Raw genomic sequence first — 22,583 nt, 5'->3', positions numbered from 1 at the left:
ACCCGACAATCACGCGATGAACACCAGCCGCCTGAATGCCGACTTCGATCAACGTGTCGTGGTGCCGCCCGTCAGCGCCGCCAGTTGGGCGCCCTCACCCGAACCTGGCGTGCACCGTCACCGGCTAGACCGCATTGGCGACGAAGTCGCCCGCGCGACCAGCATCGTCCGCTACGACGCCGGCTCGCGGTTCGCCCGCCACACGCATGGCGGCGGCGAAGAGTTCCTGGTGCTGGAGGGCACCTTCAACGACGCGCAGGGTGACTACCCGACCGGCACCTATGTGCGCAATCCGCCGGGCAGCGCGCACGCACCGTTCTCGAGCGAGGGCTGCACGCTGTTCGTCAAGCTGTGGCAGTTTGCCGAGGGCGACAACGAGCGGGTCTGCATCGACACCACCCGGGCCACCTGGCGCCCAGGGCTGGTGCCGGGCCTGGCCGTGCTGCCGCTGCATGAATTCGACGGCGTCAGCACGGCGCTGGTGCGCTGGGCGAAGGACACACGCTTCAACACCCACACCCACCCTGGCGGCGAGGAGATCCTCGTGCTGCAGGGTCTGTTCCGGGACGAGCAAGGCGAGTACCCGGCCGGCACCTGGCTACGCAGCCCGCGGTGGAGCCGGCATACCCCGTTCACGGGCCCCGAAGGCGCGCTGATCTACGTGAAAGTCGGGCACCTCGGTGCCAGGTTCCTCACGCCGCCGCTTGTGAGCTGAATCGCCCTCTGCCCGAGCTGTACGCGCCGCCCTCCCGGGCGAGTCCCCACGCGTTTTCGTACGGATTTTGGCAGCGGGCGCGGAGGCAGCCCGCCGCGGCGGTGGATCGGTCGGCGGCGATCGATCCTCACGGGACAACCGCTGCCCTGATCTCGGCGTCCCAAAGCTGCCGGTCGGACTGGCTCACAGGCACCGAAGGCAAGACCGCAGCCGCTGCGCCTGTCCCTGAGCAGCACCGGGTCAGAGCTGAGACCAAGACCGAGGACTCTGAAGAGCTGCCGCCGGAGAAGCAGCAGAGCAAGGACAGCGACGCCGAGCCAGTAACGCAATGGCGAGCGCACACGGCAGGCGACGAAGTCCAGGGCGTGTACAGGCAGCGCGCGGCCACGGCCAAGTGCGTCAATGCGCTCGCGTGCCACTGAGAGCTGCAGCGACAGCCTTTGCGCGGACTGGCCATGGTGCGGGCTGTTGCCCGCCTGATTGCGCTGGCGCGCTTGTCCAAGATCGCGCCGCAGCTGATCGGCAGTGGCGCAGGTGCGCCCGCAGCAACCCTTGGGCGTTCTTAACGCGCTAACGAGCCGACGGATTCGCCGTCAACGCTGTCGAACGAAACTCGGCAAGCCTGCCGGCCCGCCAACCAGCTGCCACGGTGCTTCGCTGTGAATGTTGCCCCGCCTGGGCTACCCGCGACGCGTCGGTGCTCGGCAATCAAGTTGTTCTCGGGATCTGACACCTGCGCCCGACCACGGGGCGGCGGCACGTCGGTGTGCAAGTCATCGCACTGGTACCCGTCCAACCCAGGCTTGTCTGCAGGGCCCACGCGGTGATCGTTCCGTGAAGATTCGGTGAGGATTTATCTGCTGAGTTCTGCAAAGCTGTGCCCAGGCAATGTCGCCAAGTCACCAGCTCAACGTCATGCAAACTCCCCATCCGTCAGGAAGTCTGGCGACCCTTGCGCTCGCCTTCCTTTTGACCTGTGCCGTCCACGGCGAGGCGTCTGCGCAAAGGAAAAGACCGCCGCCACCTCCTCCGCCCCCGCCGATCGCAGACAGCAACTTGCAGCTGGTCTCGACCAACACCGCGGGTGCCGTCGTCGACGGCGAGGTCTGCGGTCTGTCGGCCGATGGCGGCAAGGTGCTGTTCCGCTCGCGCAATGGCACTTTCGAGCCCGAGCAACTGTTCATCAAGGACTTCAACGGCAACACGTCGACCCGCGTCGTGCCTGGCAGCTCCTCGTTCGTGAAGCTGACCTGCTTGGCCATGACGCCCGACGCCAACACGGTTGTCTTCATCGGCGCGGCCCCCAACGGCATCTTCGATTACCTCGGTCGCGAAGGTGTGGAGCCGGCCATCAAGGTCAAGAACCTGCTAACGGGAGTGGAGACCCGCATCACGCCGAAGCTTGGAACACTGCCGAGCGCAACCAAGTTCGTGTTTGCAGGCGTCTCCGACGACGGCCAACGCGTAGCCTTCATCGTGGAGCCCACCTTCAGCTGCGTGCTCTACAGCTGCACCGCCACAGGACCGACCCGCATGTTCGTGCGTGATCTCGGCACGGGGGCACTGCTCAACTTGGACGAGCAGGTGAGACTCACGTCCGGACAAGGCCAAGTTGATGGCAACGCGCTGCTGTCGCCAGACGGCCAGATCCTGGCGTTTTCCACCAGGGCGCCATATCCGGAGCTCGGCGATCGCAATACCAACCGCAGCGATGTGTTTGTACTGAACCTGGCCAGCAACACCGTTCGACTGGTCACTGCCGATGCCGATGGACAGCAAATCACCATTCGGGGCTTTGCAGAAACGGCAGGAGGTCCCACTTTTGGCGTTCAATCCTTTCTCGCCAACAGCACACGGGTTGCGTTTCGCAGTTCGGCCGACTTGAATGTTGGCAATGCCAACATCTATGCGAAAAACCTGGTGACCGGTGCGCTGACGCCAGTGATGCCCGCTGGCTTTTCCGTCGACTTCCCCAACGTCAACGTGAGCGGCGTTCGCGCCGACCTGAGCTTTTCTGACGATGGGCGGAAGGTCGCCTACGTTCCGCGCTCGAATACCAACCCACAGCCACCTGCGCGGCCGACCGTGCTGGACCTGACCACCGGGGCTACGTTGAATGCCGCCACATTGATCAACGGCACGACTGGCAATGGAACGGTCAACTTGGGCATGCTGCTGTCACGGGATGGCCGGGTCACTGCCTTCGACAACAATTCGACGAACCTGGTGGCGGGCACGTCCACGAACGTCGTTCGCACCTATCGGAGGCTGCTGCCCTGACATGGAGGCGGGGCGCGAAAGCATCGTCCAGTTGACCCGCGCCCTACCCGATCATCGGCCCGACAAGCGCGACTTCGCGTGTTTGCCCAACGCCCCGATGGCTGGCCAAAGCGAATTGCCTTTTTGAAGAAACTGGAACCCGGAACTCAGGCGGGTCACCGTGCGGCAAGGTTCACAGCATCGATAAGCTCATGAGTAAAGATCACTTCTTCCACGAGCGGGCAGACTGATCCGTTGGGCTGAAGCAATGCACGGTAATGTTCGACACGGAATCTGTGCAAGGCGAAACACCGACAAGCAGCCTGTCGCCAACACCTGGTCCTGGCCGGGTCCTGCCCGAAGGCAGCCTGCGCTGGACCTCGGCTGCTGGGCGCACTTCCGAACTAGGCCCTCGGGTGGCCCAGCACAGCCCTCGACGTCATCGCAGTGCCGGATCCGCACGCAGCGTGTCCACCGCCAGGTCGATGAAGGCGCGCACCTTCTGCGTCGCACGCCGCCCCTCGTGATGCACCACGTGCACCGGCAGCGGTGCCGATTCGAAATCCTCCAGCAGGACCTGCAGCGCGCCGCTGCGCACATGCGACGCCACCTGGTAGCTCAGCAGCCGCGTGACGCCCAGGCCCGCCACCGCAGCGGCGATGGCCGAGTCGTTCGTCGTCGTGCGCATTCTTGGCTGCATGCGCTGTAACATGGGCTTGCCTGCATCGTTGAAGCGCCACTCCGATACCGGGGTCACGCCCGAGGCTGACACGATGGCGTGCCGCGCCAGATCTTCTGGGCGCTGCGGAACGCCCTGCGCCTTCAGATAGGACGGTGCGGCCACCAGCACACGGCGCACGCGCCCGACGCGCACGGCCTGCAGTGACGAGTCGGGCAGTTCGCCGATGCGCACCGCCACGTCGATGCCCTCCTCGACGACGTTGACCACGCGGTCCAGGAACAGGCACTGCGCGTCAACTTCGGGATATTGCTGCAGATAGCGCACCAGGACCGGCGTGACGTAGAGATGGCCAAACAGCACCGGCGCCGTCAGCGTGAGGGTGCCGCGTGGGGCGGCATGCGTGCCGGTCGCGACCGTCTCGGCCTCGTCGATGTCGGCCAGGATGCGGCGGCAGTCCTCGGCGAACCGGGCGCCAGCGTCCGTGACCCGCACCACGCGCGTGGTGCGGGTGAGCAGGCGCAGACCCAGCCGTTCTTCCAGTTCAGCCACAGCCCGCGTGACCACCGGCGGCGACAGGTTGAGCTTGCGCGCCGCGCTGGCAAAGCCGCCGCTGTCGACGACGGCGACGAAGGTGGTCATGGCTTGCAGGCGGTCCATGTTGTTTCCGATTCAGGAATGCTGTCTTGGCTGACACGCGGATTCTCTGTCCAGCCGCCATCGCGCACAGTCCGTCTGCCATCCCGACCTGCGCCTGGAGCCTCCATCATGTTGCCCGCACCCTACTTTGGTGAAATGCCCGACGACCTGGGCCACGAAGCTGCGTGGTTGGGTCGCGACGTGATGCGGGCCTTGATGGACATGCCGCGCCACCAACCCCTCGATACACCCACAGGAACCCGCCATGACCGCCTCGTCCACACCCCGCCCGCCGCTGCCCCCGTTCACCCGCGATACCGCGGCGCAGAAGGTGCGCCTGGCCGAGGACGCCTGGAACACGCGTGACCCGCAGCGCGTGGCGTTGGCCTACACGGTGGACACGGTCTGGCGCAACCGCGCCGAGTTTCCGCAAGGCCGCGCGCAGGTTCAGGCCTTCCTCGAGCGCAAGTGGGCGCGCGAACTGGATTACCGGCTGATCAAGGAACTGTGGGCGCATGACGGCCACCACATCGCTGTGCGCTTTGCCTACGAATGGCGCGACGACGCCGGCCACTGGTTCCGCTCCTATGGCAACGAAAACTGGGAGTTCGATGACCTCGGCTACATGCACCGGCGCTTCGCAAGCATCAACGACAAGCCCATCGCCGCCCAGGACCGCAAGTTCCACTGGCCACAGGGCCGCCGGCCCGACGAACACCCGGGCTTGAGCGAGCTGGGCCTCTGACCGCGCGGGCAATGACCATGAACCAGAACCCCGTCATCGAGACCGACGTCGCCATCATCGGCGCCGGCACCGCCGGCATGTCGGCCTACCGCGCCGCCCTGGCACACACGCCGCGTGTGCTGGTGATCGAGAGTGGCGTCTACGGCACCACCTGTGCGCGTGTCGGCTGCATGCCCAGCAAGCTGCTGATCGCAGCGGCAGAAGCGGCCCATGCGGTGGCCGGCGCCGCGCGCTTCGGCGTCATGGCCGGGCCTGCGGCGATCGATGGCCGCGCCGTGATGGCGCGCGTGCGCAGCGAACGCGACCGATTCGTCGGCTTCGTCGTCGACGCCGTGCAGCACTGGCCTGCCGAGCACCGCTTGACGGGGCACGCCCGTTTCGTCGACGACCACACCCTTCAGGTGGGTGCGGCGCAGGTGCGCGCGCAGCGCATCGTCATCGCCACCGGTTCCCGGCCCAACGTCCCCGCAGCCTGGCGCGCCGCGCTGGGTGACCGGCTGATCGTCAACGACGATGTCTTTGAGTGGACCGACCTGCCGCGTTCGGTCGCGGTGGTCGGGGCGGGTGTCATCGGCCTGGAGCTGGCGCAGGCGATGCACCGGCTGGGCGTGCGGGTGCGCCTGTACGGCCGCACCGCGCGTGTCGGCCCGGCGACCGACCCGGCACTGCAGGCGCTGACGCGCCAGGTGTTCGCCGCGGAGCTGCCGTTGAGCACCGACCTTGCAGCGATCGAGCCGCGCCGCGACGGTGACAGCGTCGTCGTGCGCGCCACCGGCCTCGACGGCAGCGTCCACGAGGAACGCTTCGATTGGCTGCTGGCCGCTACCGGACGCCGCCCGAACGTCGACCAGCTCGGCCTGGAACACACCACGCTGCCGCTGGACCCGGACGGCATTCCGGTGCATGACCGCCGCAGCGCCCAGGTGGCAGATCGCCCGGTGTTCATGGCGGGCGACGTCAACGAGGACCGACCGCTGCTGCACGAAGCGGCTGACGAAGGTCGCATCGCCGGTGACAACGCCGGCCGCTTCCCTGACGTGCGCATCCGGCCCCGCCGCGCGCCACTGGCGGTGGTGTTCAGCGAGCCGCAAATTGCACTGGCCGGCGCCAGCCATGCCGAACTGTGCGCCAGCGGTATCGCCTTCAAGACCGGCAGGGTCTCCTTCGACGACCAGGGCCGCAGCCGCGTGATGGGCCGCAACCAGGGCGCCCTGCACGTCTATGCCGAGACCGGCACCGGCCGTCTTCTTGGCGCCGAGATGCTGGGTCCAGCGGCCGAGCACATCGGCCATCTGCTGGCCTGGTCGGTGCAACGGGGCGACACCGTGCAGCAGATGCTGGACAGCCCGTTCTACCACCCGGTGGTTGAGGAAGGCCTGCGCGCGGCGCTGCGCCAGCTTCAGCGCGCGCTGCGCATGGGGCCGGTGCCGGTGGAGCGCTGTCTGGACTGCGGCCCCGGCGCGTGAACCACAGCTTCTGAAAGCACAACCATGATCGACGTCTACACCGCCAACACGCCCAACGGCGTGAAGGTTCCCATCGCGCTGGAAGAACTCGGCGTGCCCTACCGCGTGCACCGCATCAACCTCGGTGCCAACGAGCAGAAGCGCCCGGACTTCCTGCGCCTGAACCCGAACGGCCGCATCCCGGCCATCGTCGATCCTGACGGCCCGGGCGGCGCGCCTGTGAGCGTGTTCGAGTCAGGGGCCATCCTGTGGTACCTGGCCGAGAAGTTCCCGGGGCTGATGCCTGGCGACCAGGTGGAGCGCATCCGCGCGCTGGAGTACACCTTCTTCCAGGTCGGCGGCATCGGGCCGATGTTCGGGCAGGCGGGCTGGTTCGCGCGCCACAGCGAACAGGTGCCGCTGGCCATCGACCGGTACCAGGCGGAAGCCAATCGCCTGACGGCCGTGCTCGAAGCACGCCTGCAGACGGTGCCATGGCTCGCGGGCCAGAGCTACTCGGTCGCCGACGTCATGAACTTCGGTTGGCTGCGCGCGCCGGAGTACGCCGGTGTGCGCCTCGAGCGGTATCCGTCGGTACAGGGTTGGGTCAAACGCATCGCGACGCGGTCCGCGGTGCTGCGGGGGCTGCAGGCGATTGCCTGAGCATGCCAACTCCGACGCGGGCGGGCTGCCGTGGTGAACAGACTCACCTGCCGTTGGATGTCGACAAGCAATGGCCCGTCCCGCCGACTGATGCACTCATGCGCGCAGCACGGACAGCCACGCCTTCTGATCTGCGCAGAGTGCCTCGTCGGACGTCAGCATGGCACTTGTGAGCGCCTGCCGGCTTTCGGCCTCGGGTTCCGGCGGAGGCATGCGCAACAGTTCGTCAAGGACCCGCCTGGCCATGGACAAGGTCTGACCGTAGCGCTGGAAGATCGCGCCAACGCTGACATGCTGCGCGGGGTCGTCGAGCCAGCTGTCGTAGTCGGTGACAAGGCCCACCGTGGCGTAGGCCATCTGCGCCTCGCGCGCCAGGAATGCTTCCGGCACGTTCGTCATGCCCACCAGGTGGCAGCCCAGTTGCCGCAGCAGGTGGCTCTCGGCCTGGGTACCCAGGCGAGGCCCCTCGACGCAGGCGTAGGTCAGGCCTCTTGTCAGAGAAGTACCCGTACGTTCCGCGGCGCCCTGCACCGCACCGACCATCGCCGCGCTGACGGGTCGCGCCGTTGAGACATGGGCCGCAACCCCGCCGCCGAAGAACGACTGCTCTCGGCGGCCGCGGGTCCAGTCGACATACTGCTCGGGCATGGCCAACGTGCCCGGCGCCACCTCGAGTGCGAGGCTGCCGACGGCCGAAAACCCCAGCAGCATCGTGGCCCCCGCCCGCTTGAGCGCGAACACGTTGGCGCGGTAGTTCACCTCGTGCGGCAGCAACCGGTGGCCAGTGCCATGGCGTGCGAGGAACAGCAGCTCGCGGTCATGCAGGCGACCGCGAAGGACGTCGCCCGACGCCCTGCCGAACGGTGTGTCGCCTGCGATGCGCTCGACGATGTCGAGTCCGGGCAGTTCATAGAGGCCCGTGCCTCCTACGATGGCGAGCATCTGATTCACTCCAAGGGTCGGACCGCATCGGCAACCGCGTACTCGGGCCCTCGCACGATGCGATCGAAGTAGGACGCATGGGCATCGCTGCCCTCGGGCCAGACGGCCTCGAATCCGGACCGCCAACGCGGCAGGTCGATGTCAATGGCGATGGCCTCTGCCACCACCCCACCGCCGAGTTCGACGCCGAACCGCCTGTGCGCCTTGTCAGACGGCGCGACGGCGATGCGGGTCAGCAGTCCAGCGGCGTCGTCGCGGAAGTTGGGCATGCCGGCGGCGCCGTTGTTGAGGATCCAGCGCGCGTGCCGGCCCTGCACCCTTGGCACCGCCTGGAACACCGGCAGGCAGGTGTGGGTGCAGGCGAAGGCGTCCACGCCCGCGCGGTCCAGCCAGCGCGCGACCTCGGCGCGGTGTTCCGCCGCCCGCAGGTGCTCCTGCGCGAAACCCCAGCCCGCCAGCGAGGTGGCGTCGCCATGCACGATGCCCAGCCGCAGCGGCCCGACATCGGCACGCTGGCACATCGGCAGCGCCGCCAACGCCGCACGCTGGCTTGCGTCTGCCGCTGTCCGCAAGCGCGCCAGGATGCGGTTGGAGCGCTCGACCACGCCGTCGCCCACCCAGTCCGGATAAGCGCAGCCGCAGCCGGCGTCGGCGTCCGCGTTCGGGTCCGCCAGTTCGGTCTCGACGTTGCCCCTCAGGGCCTCGTGCGCCAGCACCCCGCGCTGCACCTGCGCGAAGACCTCAGGGTCGGCATCGAACCAGTGAAAGTCGCCGTTGAACACCAACCGCTTGCGGCCCCGTTCGCGGTCGAAAAGCTCCAGCACGCGGTCCAGCGCCAGCGGATTGCCGTACAGGCCGCCCACCACGTACAGCACGTCGAGCGCACGCAGATGCTCGGGTGCGTCGATGGCGAAGTCTTCGGGCCGGTACCGGTAGTGCAGCGGGCAGCTGCGCCCCGGAGCCGACGCGACCGACGGCGCAGGATCGTCAACCTCGATCACTTCGCCACCACGGCGGCGGCGATGCCGGCCAGCGCCTTGCCCACCTGCTCGGCCGGTGCACAGTCGCGCTGGCCGTGGCGGTGCATCAGCCACTGCGGGTCGTTGTAGCCGAGCCAGGTCTGGCCGGCCGAATCGGCCCACACCAGTGCCTTCATCGGCAGGTCGATGCTGGTCAGCTGGGCGCACAGCATCAGCGGCGTGCCGGCCTGCGGGTTGCCGAAGATCAGCAGTTCGGTCGGCCGCAAGGTCTGGCCGATGCGCTGCGCTGCGGCGGCATGGTCGATGCGGGCCACCACCGCGAGGTTGCGCTTCTTCACCTCGGCTTCCAGCCGGTTCATGGTCTCGGCCGGCGTGTAGGGGCTCTGCAGCGCGGTCAGGCCGTGCGTGGCGGTGGCGCGGTTGCCGCCATGCCCCGGGCCGCCAGCGCCGTGGTGGGCACCCATCGCGCCGCAGCCGCCCAGCAGCAAGGCCCCGAGAGCGAGCGCCAGTCCTTTGTAAATCTTCATCGTCTTCTCCTGGTGGTGGTGAATCAAAGGTTTTTCCGTCAAGCCGGCGTTCAGGCGTTGGCCAGCCTGACCATGGCAACTGGCTCGGAAGGCGCGGCTGGAGTCACGTCGGCGGCGTGCCGTCCGTAGAGGGCCTGCAGCAGCGACGGCGTCACATCGCCCAGCGGCCGGTCCCAGCGCACCCGGCCTTCGGCCATGCCGATGACGCGGGTGGCCAGCAGCGGCAGCAGTTCGAGGTCGTGAACCACGGTCAGCAGCGTCCGCCCGGGCGCTGCAGCCACGGCACACAGCGCAAGGCACACCTCCCGGGTCGCTGCCGGATCCAGCGCCGAAGTGGGCTCGTCGGCCAGCAACAGGCGCGGGCGCTGCAGTTGCAGGCGCGCGAGGGCGACCTTCTGCCGCTCACCGCCGGACAGCCGGTCAGCACGTATGTCGCCGCGGTCCCCGAGATCGAGGGCCGCCAGCGCGGCGTCGGCTTCGGCGATCAGTTCCTGCGGATACCAGCGGCACCAGCTGCGCACGGCCTTTGCGCCGCGCAGCCGGGCCAGTGCGCCAATCAGCACGTTCTCACGCGCGCTCAGCCGCGGCACCAGGTGCAGGCCCTGCATCAGCAGGCCGGTGTCACGGCGCAAAGCGCGGCGGTCCGCAGCCCGGTCGCCTGGGCCCAGCGAGCGACCGAGCACCTTGACACGCCCTTGATGGGCCTCGACCAGCGCGCCGATCAGCTTCAGCAAGGTGCTCTTGCCAGCGCCATTGGGCCCGACGATGGCCACCCGCTCGCCCGGCTCGATGACCAGACGCGGCACGTCGAGCAGCACACGGTTGCCGACCACCACCTGCACGTCCTTCAGACAGACGGCCGCACTCACGACAAGGTCCTCACAGCAGCACCTCCCGGATGCGGCGCGACAACGCATCGAAAGCCATCACCAGCGCCACCACCACAATCAGCAAGGTGGCCAGCCGGCTCCACTGGAACAGGCTGACCGCTTCGCTGATCAGCAGCCCCAGCCCGCCGGCGCCGATCAGCCCCAGGATGGTGGAGTCGCGGATGTTGAACTCCCACACGTACAGGTGGTGGCTGACGAACTGCGGCAGCACCGAGGGCCACACGCCGTGGAAGAAGACCTGTGCCTCGCCCGCGCCGGTGGCGCGCACGGCATCGACCGCCGCCATGTCCAGCGACTCGATGCTCTCGGCGAACAGCTTGCCGTAGGTGCCCATCGAGTGCAGCGCGATGGCCAGCACTCCGGCAGTTGGCCCCAGGCCCACGATGCCCACGAGGATCAGGCCGAACACCAGCGTGTGCACTGCTCGAGACAAGTCGAGCACGCCCTTGGCCGCCCAGGCCAACGGCCGCGGCGCGCGAAGGTTGCGCGCCACCAGCATCGCCAGCGGCAGGGCCATCAGCGCGGCCAGCAGCGACCCCAGCGTCGCGATCTGGAAGGTCACCCAGGTGGCCCGCCCCACGGCGGCGAGGAAGGTCGCCTCGACCTCGCGGCGGTTCTCCACGCGCAGCACGGTGCCGTCGTCGCTGCGGTACTCCAGCCGCTCGGGGCCGAACCAGACGTCCAGGAAACTCGGCCGCGCGAAGTCGCCCACGGTCTTGAGCAAGTTGTCCCAGGGGTTGCGGCCGAAGTTGAGATCGCCCGCGGCCACCAGCGTGGCCAGGCACAGCGCTACCAGCACCGCGTAGAACGCGACCAGCGTGGCAAAGCCAGCCCGGCCCGCGGGCAGCGCCCAGCGCACCGGCTGCGATGGCTGACGATGTGCCAGCCCGGTCACCGTGCGCCCAGCTTGCCGGTGGCCAGTCCGGCATCCCGGATGGGCTTGTAGAACGCGTTGTCGCGGGTCACGAAACCGGTGTAATTGGCGGGCAGCAGGTTCGGCTGACCGGCCAGCAGCGGGCCGATCTCCGCCAGCGCCGCCTGCAAGCCCCTCACCAGGGCCACGTCCTTCGCCAGCACGGCGCTGACGGCGAACGCGTCGTTCGGCAGAGGTGCCGACTGCCAGATGACCTTGCTGCGCGCGGCCGCGATCAGGCCCTGCGAAATCATCGCGTCGCGGTTACGGTTGTAGTCGGCGCCGGCATCGAGCTGGCCCGCCGTCACCTGCGTCTGGATGGCCTGGTGCTTGGTGTACAGCACGCGGGCAAAGTGCTTCTCGGGATCGATGCCACGTTTCTGGAACTCATGCACCGGGATCAGGTAGCCGGAGGTCGAGCCCTTGTCGCCAAAGGCGAAGTTGCGCCCCCTGCCCTTGGGCCCCAGCAGGTCGTCGATGCTGTTCAGCCCCGAATCCGGATGGGTCACGATCATCGCGAAGTATTCCGGCTTGCCCTGGTACAGGATGGTCGAGACCACCTGCGCCTCGGCGAAGTGATTGGCCAGCACGTAGCCCCACGGGCCCATCAAGGCGACGTCGGTCTCGCCGTTGGCCAGGCTCTTAGCCAGGCCCTCCCAGCTGTCGACCGTGCGCAGTTCGACCGGCCGCCCCAGGCGCTGTGCCAGGTGTGCGGCCAGCGGGCGGTAGGTGGCGTCGTTCTTCTCCCGGTCGGGCTGGAACATGCCGACGCCGAACTTCAGCGGAGCGCCTTGTGCCAGCGCCAGGCCGGGCAGACTCAGCAGACTTCCCAGGGCCAGGGAGGCCGCATGCCGACGGGTCAAGTTCATGGGGATTCTCCTGAGTGGCGGGCCGACACGTCGGCCAACGGGTTGAGGGTTTTCGCGGGCTGGGAAGCGTTCGGGGGTGTGGCCTGTGTTGCGACGAACTGCTGCAGGAAGCGGCGGTCGATGCAGTCCTTCAAGCGCCACGCCCAGGCGCCTTCGGCACCGAAGGGCCCGCGGGATGCGATGGCGCGTCCATCACCCGTGGCCAGCAAGGCCAGGAAGTGGCGCTGCGGCCGGTGGACACGGAGGTCGCCGGCAGCTGCCGGCACCCTCAGCGCCGCGCGCAGGTTGCCCGCAAGCACCGGCCCCATGCGCACCGCATGCACGCCAGCCTTGGGCAGGGCCTGGCCGGACCAGCTGGCGCAATCGCCGGTGGCAAACACCTGCGGGTGTGACACCGATCGCAGCAGCTCGTCAATGCGCACGAAGCCCTGCTCGTCGACCGCCAACGAGCCACGGCGCGCGGGGTCCCGCTGCCATCCGTGCGCTTCGGCCCCAGTGGCCCAGAGGACGACGTCGCTGCGGTCGACGGACGTGCACCAACCGCTGCCGAACTGCACGGTCACCCCGGCGCGGTCCAGTGCGCGCTGCGCGGCACGCCGTGCGGCCGGCGCCAGCCCGGGCAGCAGGCGCGTGCCCCGGGTCAGCAGGCTGCCATGCACGGGGTGGTCCGGACGCAGGGCCCGCAGCCGGGTCAGCACCGCGAGCAAGGCCTCGAAGCCGGCCGCGCCGCCACCCACCGCGGTGACGACGAAGGGCCGGTCGGCAGGCGCCCGGGCCCAGCGCTCCAGCAAGTTCTCGTAGCGCCGATGCAGCATCGCCAGCGGGCGCAAGGGCAGCATCTGTGCGTGTTCGGCTGGCGGCGGTTGCAGCGTCGAGCCGACGTTCAGGGACAGCACGTCGTAGTCGAGCGTGCTGCCGTCCGCCAGCCGCAGCTGCCGGCGTGCCGGATCCAGTGCATGGATCTCGTCCCGACACCAGCGCGCGCCGGCCGCCGCGGCCAAGGGCGGAAAGTCGATGGCGATCTCGTCGAACCGGTAGTGACCGGACAGCCACCCAGGCACCATGCCCGAGTAGGGCGCCAGCGGCTCCGGCGAGATCACCACGACCTCGACGCCGGGCATCGGCTGCCGTACCAGTGCGCGCAACACCAGTGCGTGGGCATGGCCGGCGCCGGCCAGCACCAGCCGCTTCATGCTTGCTGCTCCCGGATCCGGCTGGCGATCTCCAAGCCATCGAGCCAGCCGGGTGGCACGTGCACCAGTTCCACCGGCTCGCCGATGTCGGCCACCGGAGGCAGCTCCGCCCAGCGGACGCCGACCGCCCGCAGCCGCTCGCGCGTCTGGTCCATCACGCGGTCATGGCTCCAGCGCATGTCGGGATACCAGCGCGGGTCCGCTCGACGCTGACCCACCAGGGCATAGCCGCCGTCCAGGGCCGACACGAACACGGCATCGTGGTCCTGCAGTGCGGGCGCCGCCTGGCGCAGCACGGCGGCGTCCAGCGCCGGCGCATCGGTGCCGATCAGCAGTACGCGGCCGTGGCGCATCAGGCTGCGCGCCAATGCGCGCTGCATGCGCAGGCCGAGATCGCCGGTGCCTTGCTCGGGCAGCAGGGCGCCATGTCTGGCTGCCGCGGCCTGCAGCGCGGGATGCGTGGCATCCGGAGCGGTGCACAGTTCGACGGGTCCGACATCCGCCGCCGTGGCCTGAGCCAGCGCGTGTTGCAGCATGCGCTCGGCAAGCGCCGCAGCGCCGGCTTCCGCCAGTAACGCCAGCGCGGGTGCCACATCAGCACGATGGTGCGCCAGACGCCGCACTGCTCCCAGCGCCGGCCCGAGGTGCAGACCCTTGCGCGCAGGCAGGCGGGAGGACCCAGGCGCTTCAGCCGGCGCGAGATCTCGATGTCTTCCATCAGCGGCTGGACCGGGAAGCCGCCAACCTGCTCGAAGGCCTCCCGTGTGACGAAGATCGCCTGGTCGCCGGTGACGATGCCGCTCAGGCGGGAGCGCAGGTTCATCAGCCATGACACGACGCGCAGCATCCAGGGGCGGCCCGCGATGCGCACATCGAAGCGGCCCCAGCAGGCGCCGCCGCCGGCTCCCTGCCTGACCTGCAGCACCAGCACGTCGGCAAGCGGCGGCAGCCGGGTTTCGGCATGCAGAAACAGCAGCACATCGGCCCGAGCCAGCGCGGCACCCGCGTTCATCTGCAGCGCACGACCGCGCGGCGCGTCCACCATGGCGTCGACCCAGGGCCGGGCCAGCGCCGTCGTGGCGTCGCTGCTGCCGCCATCGGCCAGCATTAGCTCGACGCCTCGCATGCGCAAGGGATGCAAGGGCTGCAGCGTGGCCCCGATGCCCGCATCTTCGTTCAGCGCCGGGATGACGATCGACAAGACAGGCTTCATCGCGCGTCGTTCAGCGCCCAGTCGTAGTCAAAGAAGGCGATGTCGACGCTCGCAGCACGGATGCGCTCGCGGCCAGCCGAGGCATCGGCCAACTGATCGGCGTGGCGCGCGGCGAACGCCGGCAGCGACGCGATGCCGCGGTGCCCCAGCCGGAAGTCCTCGCCGTACCAGTCGAAGATCTTCGACAGCTCCAGCCGCCCGCGCTGCGCGTTGTAGCGGTTGCGCGTGCGGTCGCTCATGAAGCGCAGCGTCTGCTCGTCCAGCTGCGCGATCCACTTCGGCTTCCAGGGGCTGCTGAGCTGGCTGCCCAGATCCTTGATCGACTTCAGGTCCGGGTCCAGCGAGCGGCGCCGGATCGGCGGGAAGTCGGTGGCGGCGAGCAAGGGCAGCGTTGCATGCATGGATGATCGAATCGAAAGGGTGCGCCGCCGGGTATTCGCCGTGGCCGTCCGAATGGTTACAGCCGGGTCTGCACCAGTGAACTCTGCAGGCAGGGGCGGCACCACCCGCTGAATCTTGCTCTTCTGCTGCGACTGAACGCCCGGACGTCCGGCCGATGTCACCAAAGGCCCCCTGGCGACGAAATTCCTGTTGACGACAGCCTCGGCGACTTCGAATCAGCCTCAATCCGCTGTGGTTGCGTTCTCCGTCGGGTGATGACGCGGCCTACAGGCAAGCGCTGGGCTCGCTGGCGTCGCGACTGCGTGCCTTTTTGAAGCGCCGCCTTTCGGACTTGCCCGATGAGGTGGAGGACTTGGTTCAGGGGACACTGTTGGCCCTGCATCTGCAACGTGGCATTTGGGATGCATCGCTGCCTGTTAGCGCGCGGGCCGTCGCCATCGCGCGCCACAAGCTGGTGGATCTGTGGCGGCGGCATGGTCGACGGGACGACCTGCACGACGTACTTGACGAAGTCGACGAGCAACTGCTGGCAGCCAAACCTGACCGGGTTTACCGCTGGCGGTTCTGCCTGGGCGACAGCTTCCAAGCGCATTCGCGAACTTCGGCTGCCGGCCACTACCGGTCGGTCGCCCCACGCGCCCAAGCCTGGCCGCGGCGAGCAACTGAACGACAGGTTTCCGGCGCCGAGTCTGGGGCCGTCTTTGACTTGACCCAGCCACAAGATGACATTCCCCGCCGAGGGTGCGAGCAGTCATTCGAGACCGGGCCCTGTTGCACCTCGAAGCGAAATCTGCCGTGAGGTGAAACGTCTTTGCTCAGGGGATGCCATTGGCAGGCATATGTACAGAAGGGTCAGATGGCTCGCGGCGACCCGCAGTGCTTTTCCACGCTGCGCCTAACTCAACCGTCCCGGCTCGAAGTTCAAGAACGAGAACTCTGCTTGATAGCCTGCAGCCTTCGGGCTACAGGCGTACAGACCGCAATACACCGATTTCATTGCAGGCCGTTCGAGCAGGCGTGCCATTCGAATCTGTTCCCACTTCTGACCGTTGAACGAGGTGTCGACGATGTAGTCACTGTCTTCTGCCCTGATTCGGAACCAAACGGTACGTTGCTCCGCAGCGATTGGCTGTGTCGACCAGTCCGAATACTGGCCGTTTGTGACGACTGCGCCCAAACGACTGGAGCCCACGGGCTCGAACTCGACTGAAGTCTTGAGCCAGCAGGCGGACGACACCCGCACCATGAGGCCAGCTTGGTCGTACTGGTGCAGCGGCTTCGACGTGACCTTGGTCGTCAGCACAAAGTCACCCACAGCCTCAAGGAACAGCAAATGTCCGTTTTCGACCTCGAAACCATAGTGAGTTCGTTGCCAGAAGTCGGTCTTTGAATCCGGGTTGACCTGAAGGCACTTTGCGGAATTGTCTACCCGCCAACTCGCGGGTTCGCGGCGCCAGCTCAGCCTCGGGTTCAAACACGGCTGGGAGAAGTCTTCGAAAAGCGGCAAGTCATTCATGAGGGAAGCTCGGATTGCGTTGAAGGCAGGCCATCTAACCAAGGGTAAGGCTTCACCGCGGGCTACCGACATTGAGCATCACTACGCCGCCAACCACGCAAACTAGGCCAAGCGCTTTGACGGCACCCAACTGCTCTCCAAAGAGCGCGACTCCTACGAGAGCCGTGGCAGCGGTGCCGCTTCCGGCCCAGACTGCATAGGTAATTCCCATGTCGAGATGACGCATGGCGACCGCCATGAGCCAGATTGCAAGTGCATAACAAGTGGCAGCAGCGCCGGACGGGAGAACCTTCGAAAACCCATCGGAGTACTTTAGCGCGACAGTGCCAACGACTTCCGCGACGACGCTCGCTGCGACGAGTAACCAGGCCGAAAAGCTTGGATTCATGAGGCACCTCGGCCGAACTTGCTCGCTTGCCACTTGTACCGAGTGACACGAGCAGTGCGGGGGAGCGGTACCTACAACAACTGAACAGTGTAGCAAGGCACAGTCAGACCAATGTTGAGTCGGAACAGCAGTAGCGTGCACCCGGGACAGAGCAATGCGTTTGACGGTCCGCTCTTTCGCCTTCCATCAGACCGCATTGGGTCGGCCTGCGCCGGTCAGGCGCGCGATCTCACCGCCGGGAAGCTGACCAGCAGCTTGAGCCACTGGATAGCTGACGTCCACGGCCGGCAGTGGTCGACCCGTTGCGGTCATAGCCTCCGCATTAGGCAATGGCCGAAGTGCAGCGTTTGCTGCCGGTGGCCGCTGGCGAGCGTACTCACCCCACATGGCGCCAAGGAGTCTCTCGGCCTGACGACAGCGCTGGTCGCGACGAAGGGTTTACGGGGTACTGCCGTCGTCGGCCTTCCTGATGCCATTCACGCCGCGCCAATGACGGCTTCCATTCCGCTCGAACTCGCGGTCACGACCCTGATGCGACCGTCGCATACCGCCCCATAACGGTCATCTGTTAAAGTAATGAGGGAAATCCAGACTGGATTCTTAACTCTCGCATAAATCTGCGGCATCGACTGTTAACAGGATGCACCTATGAACGACCAAACCTCTACCGTATTGCGCACCGAGCACACTGGGCTGACTGTCGCGTCGATCAATGGCGTACTTGATTTCTGGACTGAGGTCCTCGGCTTTCAACTCGTGTACCGCAAAGAGCTTGGCGGTGGGCACGCGATGGAACAAGTGGTCGGGGTGTCGGGGGCTTATTTAAGAAACGCTCTCCTAGAGGGTCCCGATGGATATAGAGTTGAGCTGATTGAGTACGATTCGCCGGAAGACCGCGTGATTTTGAAACAACGTCCATGCGACGTCGGTTCGGCTCATTTGACGTTTGCCGTGACCGATCTTCGCGCAATGCTGAATCGCATGGCACCTTATGGATGGACGGCAACCGGCGAACCGCAAACTGCGCCTAGCGGAACAATCATGGTCTACACCCGAGGACCTGACGGCCACACCATAGAACTTATGCAACATCCGGAGTGAACTGCCTGTCAGTGAATACTTTATCTTGGTTGCTATCTGGTAGACGTAAGGCGGAGAATAGCTTCGGCATCAGCTGGGCGGTGCATCATCGGTGTGAGGTTTTAATGGGTGATTACTTGAGCGACCGGTTTTGGCCGACTGCTGGAGGCCACGAACGGCCGCTTCGGAGCAGCGAAGCTTGAGATGCCAGCGCCGAGCATCGGGCAGCTTTGGAGAAGGCTGACGGGCAGGTATGGGTCGTCCACTGCCGACCACGGGTGTCGGCTATCCGGTGGCTCACCTTGGGAGTCAGCTTTCCGGCGGTGAGCTCGCGCGGTCGACCGGCGCTGGCCGACCCGTTGCTGCCCGTGGCTGACTTCGTAGCGAGCGACCGGTCAACCCCGGTAACTGACGTTGGTCGACACCGCCCAGCTCCCCCGGAGACGGCGACAGCGGTCATTCGGGGCGGCCCTCATGCGCCAGGCATGAGATCGCGGCTGAAAGTCTGCATCCGAAGATTGCGTACTTACACTGCCGCCCTGCAGGTCGGCTTCGCCGCGGGCCGTTGCCCAGACTTCATCGCCATCGGCAGCGCACTGGCGAACGAACTCCAGCCCAAGGCCGCGGGACGCGCCGATGATGGGAGTCGTTGGCATGCGCGCACTGTGGCACCAGCCCCGCGCGCACGCCAATGAGATTCCCGGTCAGCGCGATAACCGGCGAGGCATGCGCTCCGTCTCTGTCAGGCAGCCCGCCGTGCCCAGGCCAGCCTCATGCCGGCATTTCGAGACCCCGGATCCGGGCCACTCGCGCAGGCAGCCCGGTGAACGCAAAGTCCACCTCCGGCGCCAGCCCGCTGACGATGCGCGCAATGCTCTTGCCCGAGCCGCAGGCGTGGGTCCAGCCCAGCGTGCCGTGACCGGTGTTCAGGTAGAGGTTGCCGATCTTCGAGCGGCCAATGATCGGCACGTTGGATGGCGTGGCCGGCCGCAACCCGGTCCAGAACTGGGCTTGTTCGGTGTCGCCAGCGCCAGGAAACAGTTCCTCGGTCCGGCGCACGATCGCCTCGCAACGCACGCGGTTCAGGTCGCGGTCGTAGCCGTTGAGCTCGGCCGTGCCGGCGATGCGCAGGCGGTCGCCCAGGCGCGAGAAGACGAGCTTGTATTCGTCGTCGGTCAACGACACCTGATGCGCCATCGACGCATCCTTGACCGGCATCGTCACCGAGTAGCCCTTGGCCGGGTAGATCGGCAAACGGATGCCCAGCGGCGCGGCAAGCAGCGGGCTCAGGCTCCCCATGGCCAGCACATAGGCATCGCCGCGCACGCGCTGGAACCGGCCTTCGGCGTCGGTGGCCTCGACATGGTCGATCTGGCCACCGGCCTCGCGCAGCGCCGTCACGGTGTGGCTCATCAGGAACTGCACGCCGTCGGCGCGGCAGCGGGCCACCAGTTCGCGGGCAAAGCGGTTGGCGTCGCCAGATTCGTCCTCGGCGGTGTAGGTGGCACCGGCCAGCTGCGGGCGGATGTGGCGCAGCGCCGGCTCCAGCGCCACGGCCTCGTCAGCCGAGATCACCCGCCGGTCGCAGCCGAGCGCGCGCATCTGCGCAGCCGGCGCTTCGGCGCCGTCGAATTCCTTCTGGCTGGTGTAGAAGTGCAGGATGCCCTGGGTGCGCTGGTCGTAGTCGATGCCGATGTCGCGGCGCAGGGCCTGCAGCATGTCGCGGCTGTAGGTGCCCAGGCGCACGATCTGTTCGATGTTGTGGCGGGTGCGCGCCGGCGTGCATTCACGCAGGAACTGCAAGCCCCACAGCCACTGCCGCATGTCGGCACGGATGCGGAACAGCAGGGGCGCGTCTTCCTGCCCCAGCCACTGCAGCACCTTCAGCGGCGCGCTGGGGTTGGCCCAGGGTTCGGCATGGCTGACGGAGATCTGCCCGCCGTTGGCGAAGCTGGTTTCGGCGGCGGGCGTGGCCTGCCGGTCGATCACGGTGACGTCGTGGCCCTGCTGACGCAGGAAATAGGCCGAGGTGACGCCGAGCAGGCCGGCGCCGAGGACGATGACTTTCATTGAGATCTCCAAAGGGACAGGAATCCTCAAGGCGTGGCCCTGCGGTGTGCCGCTCCCCCTGTCCTTGGTACCTGAGAGATTCAGCCCCGGTCATCAACTGGGGCCTTGCTCCTTCGGTGCGTCACGGTCGTGACGGCTCTCCAGACGGCGATGGTGGTGTGCAGTACGGGACCTGAGCGTTCATGGGAGATTGCGCCTTCGGTGGCTCCGGCCATGGCCGGAGCGCTCTCCTGCGGGGTTCCAGCGTCTATCGTTGTTCGACAGGTTCCTTCGCAGCCAGAAACCGTTCTGCCAACAGCACCCAGTAGGCGCTTCCAGCAGCGATGTTCTCGTCGTTGAAGTCGTAGCCGGGGTTGTGCACCATGCAGCCGCCCGCGCCCGGACTGCCATCAGTGCCATTGCCGATCAGCAGATAGCTGCCTGGCACGCGCTCCAGCATGAACGCGAAGTCCTCGCTGCCGGTGAGCGGCGGTCCCTGCGGTGTCACCCGTTCGGCACCCACCAGTTCCGTGGCCACCTCCCGTGCAAACGCGGTTTCGACGGGCGTGTTGACCAGCACCGCGTAGCCCGGCCGCCAGTCGATCTGTGCCTGCACGTCGAAGCTCTCGGCCTGTGCCGCGACCACCGCTTTCACGCGGCGCTCGACCGTGGCGCGCACGGCGCGGTCGAGCGCACGCACGCTGAGCTCCAGCGTGGCGCTGGCGGGGATCACGTTGTTCGCCTTGCCGCTGTGCAACGCGCCCACGGTCACCACCGCCGCCTGCAGCGGGTCGATGTTGCGCGCCACGATGGTCTGCAGCGCCATGACGATGCTGGCCGCGGCGACGATGGGGTCGGCTGCCTGGTGTGGCATGGCTCCATGCCCGCCTCGGCCGGTGATGGTGACGGTGGCATAGTCCGACGAGGCCATCGCGGCCCCGTCGCGCAGAACGAAGCGGCCCTGTTCAATGCCCGGCATGTTGTGCATGGCAAAGACGGCGTCGCAGGGAAAGCGTTCGAACAGGCCGTCGGCCATCATGCGCAGCGCACCGCCGCCACCTTCTTCAGCCGGCTGAAAGATCAGGTGCAGCGTGCCGTCGAAGGTGGCGTGCTCGGCCAGGTGCCGCGCCGCTGCCAGCAGCATGGCCGTGTGGCCGTCGTGCCCGCAGGCGTGCATCACGCCGGCATGCACGCTGGCCCAGCCGGCGCCGCTGGCTTCGTCGATCGGCAGGGCATCCATGTCGGCACGGATACCGAGCCGCCGGGGGCTGGTGCCGCGCACCAGCGTGCCGACCACGCCGGTGCCGCCGATGCCCCGATGCACCTCGTAGCCCCAGCCGGACAGCTTGTCGGCCACCAGGGCAGCAGTGCGGTGCTCCTCGAAGGCCAGCTCGGGGTGGCGGTGGATGTCCCGGCGCAGGCTGATGAACTCACCCGCTCGGGCGTTCAACGCATCCAGCAAGTAGGTCACGCCGGCCTCACTGCGGCTGCAGCTGGATCTGCTTGGCAATCGCGCGGTAGCGCGCCGTTTCGGCGTCGAAGAACCTGGCCGACTCGGCCAGCGTCATCGGCGCGGCAGCCAGCTGCGTCTGCGCTGCCAACTGCGTGCGCACCGTCGGGTCCTGCAGGGTCTTGCCGATGGCGGCATGCAGGCGCACGACGACATCTTCCGGCGTGCTCTTCGGCACCATGAACCCCGTCCAGATCTTGTACGAGAAGCCCTTCAGTGCCTGGCTCTCGCTGGCCGAAGGCACGTTCTTCAGCAGCTCCGAGCGCTGCGCGCCGAGCTGGCCGATCACCTTCAGCCGCCCCTGGTCAGCGAGCGCACCCATCGCAGCGCTGTAGACCAGCACGGCGAAGTCGACCTGGCCGCCGGCGATGTCCTGCAGCAGCGGCGCGTTGCCCTTGTAGGGCACATGCGACAGCTTGACGCCTGTCTGCGCCTGCACGTTCTCCAGGATCAGGTGGTAGAGCGAGCCGATGCCAACGCTGCCGTAGCTCAGCGGCCTGTCGGCCGACTTCCGGGCCAGCGCGATGAGTTCGTCGACGCTGGCCACGGGCAGGTCCTTGCGGGTCACGAAGACCATCACCGCGTCGGCCACCGGATGGACCAGGCGGAAGTCCTCTGTCTTCAGCTTCACTGCGGCATTGGCCAGCGGCGACAGGATCACCTCATTGGGTGAACCCTGAAAGATGTACTGGCCGTCCGCCGGTGCCGCCAGCACCTTCTGCGCGGCCAGGGCACCGCTGACGCCGCCGAGGTTTTCCACCAGCACCTGTTGCCCCAGCTCCTTGCCGAGCGGATTGAAGAAGATGCGTGCGATCGCGTCGGAAGGGCCGCCCGCCGGGTACGGGACCATCAGGTTGACCGGCTTGGACGGCCCGCCCTGCGCCAGGACTGCAGCGGCGCCAAGCAGCAAGCCGGCGAACAGGGTCATGGAGCGTTGGAACTGTCTCATGGCGAATCCTTTGTGCA

22 protein-coding genes, 2 pseudogenes and 1 riboswitch are annotated in these 22,583 nt (G+C 67.2%); of the genes and pseudogenes, 7 read left to right on the top strand and 17 right to left on the bottom strand.

Annotated elements, in window-relative coordinates; genetic code table 11:
* The first annotated feature begins 16 nt into the window (after window positions 1-16).
* Together FFT10_RS09535 and FFT10_RS09530 are read left to right on the top strand one after the other, a co-directional pair.
* Window positions 17-715 carry a cupin domain-containing protein gene (locus tag FFT10_RS09535; protein ID WP_137732551.1) on the top strand — a complete coding sequence of 233 codons (699 nt, stop codon included), beginning with the start codon at window positions 17-19 and terminating at the stop codon, window positions 713-715.
* Between the two features lie 1,056 nt (window positions 716-1,771).
* Window positions 1,772-2,995, top strand: a complete 1,224-nt coding sequence (locus FFT10_RS09530; RefSeq protein ID WP_162520731.1) for a TolB family protein — start codon at window positions 1,772-1,774, stop codon at window positions 2,993-2,995.
* 418 nt (window positions 2,996-3,413) lie between these two features.
* Here the strand turns inward: FFT10_RS09530 and FFT10_RS09525 are convergent, their stop codons facing one another.
* Window positions 3,414-4,313: a LysR family transcriptional regulator gene (locus FFT10_RS09525; protein WP_137732549.1), complete on the bottom strand. Its 900-nt coding sequence runs from the start codon at window positions 4,311-4,313 to the stop codon at window positions 3,414-3,416.
* Window positions 4,314-4,557: 244 nt separating this feature from the next.
* Here FFT10_RS09525 and FFT10_RS09520 point away from each other — a divergent pair, with 244 nt between their 5' ends.
* Genes FFT10_RS09520 through FFT10_RS09510 form a run of 3 tightly spaced genes read left to right on the top strand, consistent with a single transcriptional unit; the run spans window position 4,558 to window position 7,145 of the window.
* Window positions 4,558-5,037 (top strand): nuclear transport factor 2 family protein, encoded by a 480-nt coding sequence (locus FFT10_RS09520; protein ID WP_137732548.1) that lies wholly within the window; start codon window positions 4,558-4,560, stop codon window positions 5,035-5,037.
* A 17-nt stretch (window positions 5,038-5,054) separates the two neighbouring features.
* Complete coding sequence (locus tag FFT10_RS09515; protein WP_137732547.1) at window positions 5,055-6,503, top strand: dihydrolipoyl dehydrogenase; 1,449 nt, start codon at window positions 5,055-5,057, stop codon at window positions 6,501-6,503.
* A gap of 24 nt (window positions 6,504-6,527) precedes the next feature.
* Entirely contained in the window at window positions 6,528-7,145 is a 618-nt protein-coding gene (locus FFT10_RS09510) for a glutathione S-transferase family protein (protein ID WP_137732546.1), read from the top strand.
* A gap of 96 nt (window positions 7,146-7,241) precedes the next feature.
* Here the strand turns inward: FFT10_RS09510 and FFT10_RS09505 are convergent, their stop codons facing one another.
* The 10 genes and pseudogenes from FFT10_RS09505 to FFT10_RS09460 form a co-directional block, all read right to left on the bottom strand.
* Window positions 7,242-8,087 (bottom strand): MTAP family purine nucleoside phosphorylase, encoded by an 846-nt coding sequence (locus FFT10_RS09505; protein WP_137732545.1) that lies wholly within the window; start codon window positions 8,085-8,087, stop codon window positions 7,242-7,244.
* Between the two features lie 5 nt (window positions 8,088-8,092).
* A complete protein-coding gene (locus FFT10_RS09500; protein ID WP_228027026.1) occupies window positions 8,093-9,088 on the bottom strand; it encodes a metallophosphoesterase family protein in 996 nt (331 codons plus the stop codon).
* Window positions 9,085-9,594 carry a DUF302 domain-containing protein gene (locus tag FFT10_RS09495; RefSeq protein ID WP_228027025.1) on the bottom strand — a complete coding sequence of 170 codons (510 nt, stop codon included), beginning with the start codon at window positions 9,592-9,594 and terminating at the stop codon, window positions 9,085-9,087. The genes FFT10_RS09500 and FFT10_RS09495 overlap by 4 nt, the downstream gene beginning before the upstream one ends.
* A 50-nt stretch (window positions 9,595-9,644) precedes the next feature.
* Window positions 9,645-10,463, bottom strand: coding sequence for an ATP-binding cassette domain-containing protein (locus FFT10_RS09490; RefSeq protein WP_162520730.1), 819 nt, complete (start codon window positions 10,461-10,463; stop codon window positions 9,645-9,647).
* A 10-nt stretch (window positions 10,464-10,473) separates the two neighbouring features.
* Window positions 10,474-11,379 carry a phosphonate ABC transporter, permease protein PhnE gene (phnE, locus tag FFT10_RS09485; protein ID WP_228027024.1) on the bottom strand — a complete coding sequence of 302 codons (906 nt, stop codon included), beginning with the start codon at window positions 11,377-11,379 and terminating at the stop codon, window positions 10,474-10,476.
* Window positions 11,376-12,266, bottom strand: coding sequence for a phosphate/phosphite/phosphonate ABC transporter substrate-binding protein (locus tag FFT10_RS09480; RefSeq protein WP_137732543.1), 891 nt, complete (start codon window positions 12,264-12,266; stop codon window positions 11,376-11,378). Before FFT10_RS09480 ends, phnE begins: the two co-directional genes overlap by 4 nt.
* Entirely contained in the window at window positions 12,263-13,447 is a 1,185-nt protein-coding gene (locus tag FFT10_RS09475) for an FAD-dependent oxidoreductase (protein WP_162520729.1), read from the bottom strand. Before FFT10_RS09475 ends, FFT10_RS09480 begins: the two co-directional genes overlap by 4 nt.
* 8 nt (window positions 13,448-13,455) lie before the next feature.
* Window positions 13,456-13,995, bottom strand: coding sequence for a TIGR04282 family arsenosugar biosynthesis glycosyltransferase (locus FFT10_RS28160; RefSeq protein WP_137732541.1), 540 nt, complete (start codon window positions 13,993-13,995; stop codon window positions 13,456-13,458).
* 77 nt (window positions 13,996-14,072) lie between these two features.
* Window positions 14,073-14,672 (bottom strand): annotated as a pseudogene (locus FFT10_RS09465) (TIGR04283 family arsenosugar biosynthesis glycosyltransferase); the annotation flags it as partial.
* Window positions 14,669-15,073: a hypothetical protein gene (locus FFT10_RS09460; protein ID WP_137732539.1), complete on the bottom strand. Its 405-nt coding sequence runs from the start codon at window positions 15,071-15,073 to the stop codon at window positions 14,669-14,671. The pseudogene FFT10_RS09465 and the gene FFT10_RS09460, both read right to left, overlap by 4 nt.
* 215 nt (window positions 15,074-15,288) lie before the next feature.
* On the opposite strand from FFT10_RS09460, the gene FFT10_RS09455 reads away from it, so the two are divergent.
* The gene (locus FFT10_RS09455; RefSeq protein WP_137732538.1) at window positions 15,289-15,873 is read left to right on the top strand and encodes a sigma factor; all 585 of its coding nucleotides are present in this window, start codon (window positions 15,289-15,291) and stop codon (window positions 15,871-15,873) included.
* 96 nt (window positions 15,874-15,969) lie between these two features.
* On the opposite strand, the gene FFT10_RS09450 is transcribed toward FFT10_RS09455, so the two are convergent.
* Complete coding sequence (locus FFT10_RS09450; RefSeq protein ID WP_137732537.1) at window positions 15,970-16,590, bottom strand: DUF1349 domain-containing protein; 621 nt, start codon at window positions 16,588-16,590, stop codon at window positions 15,970-15,972.
* Window positions 16,591-16,642: 52 nt separating this feature from the next.
* The gene (locus FFT10_RS09445) at window positions 16,643-16,978 is read right to left on the bottom strand and encodes a DMT family transporter (protein ID WP_137732536.1); all 336 of its coding nucleotides are present in this window, start codon (window positions 16,976-16,978) and stop codon (window positions 16,643-16,645) included.
* A gap of 648 nt (window positions 16,979-17,626) precedes the next feature.
* Between FFT10_RS09445 and FFT10_RS09440 the strand changes: the two genes are divergently transcribed.
* Complete coding sequence (locus FFT10_RS09440; protein WP_137732535.1) at window positions 17,627-18,079, top strand: VOC family protein; 453 nt, start codon at window positions 17,627-17,629, stop codon at window positions 18,077-18,079.
* 536 nt (window positions 18,080-18,615) lie between these two features.
* Here FFT10_RS09440 and FFT10_RS28155 read toward each other — a convergent pair.
* From FFT10_RS28155 to FFT10_RS09420, 4 genes and pseudogenes are all read right to left on the bottom strand, one after another.
* Window positions 18,616-18,714, bottom strand: a pseudogene (locus tag FFT10_RS28155) (SDR family oxidoreductase); the annotation flags it as partial.
* Window positions 18,715-18,829: 115 nt separating this feature from the next.
* The gene (locus FFT10_RS09430; protein WP_137732534.1) at window positions 18,830-20,128 is read right to left on the bottom strand and encodes a D-amino acid dehydrogenase; all 1,299 of its coding nucleotides are present in this window, start codon (window positions 20,126-20,128) and stop codon (window positions 18,830-18,832) included.
* A 48-nt stretch (window positions 20,129-20,176) separates the two neighbouring features.
* Window positions 20,177-20,282: riboswitch (glycine riboswitch) on the bottom strand.
* Between the two features lie 93 nt (window positions 20,283-20,375).
* Window positions 20,376-21,578: a M20 aminoacylase family protein gene (locus FFT10_RS09425; RefSeq protein WP_137732533.1), complete on the bottom strand. Its 1,203-nt coding sequence runs from the start codon at window positions 21,576-21,578 to the stop codon at window positions 20,376-20,378.
* 7 nt (window positions 21,579-21,585) lie between these two features.
* A complete protein-coding gene (locus FFT10_RS09420) occupies window positions 21,586-22,566 on the bottom strand; it encodes a tripartite tricarboxylate transporter substrate binding protein (protein ID WP_137732596.1) in 981 nt (326 codons plus the stop codon).
* Window positions 22,567-22,583: the final 17 nt, after the last annotated feature.

Source organism: Pseudaquabacterium pictum, from assembly GCF_005403045.1.
Taxonomy (GTDB): domain Bacteria; phylum Pseudomonadota; class Gammaproteobacteria; order Burkholderiales; family Burkholderiaceae_C; genus Pseudaquabacterium; species Pseudaquabacterium pictum.
Note: the sequence above shows the minus strand (reverse complement) of the source record. Positions and strands in the feature narration are given on the sequence as shown.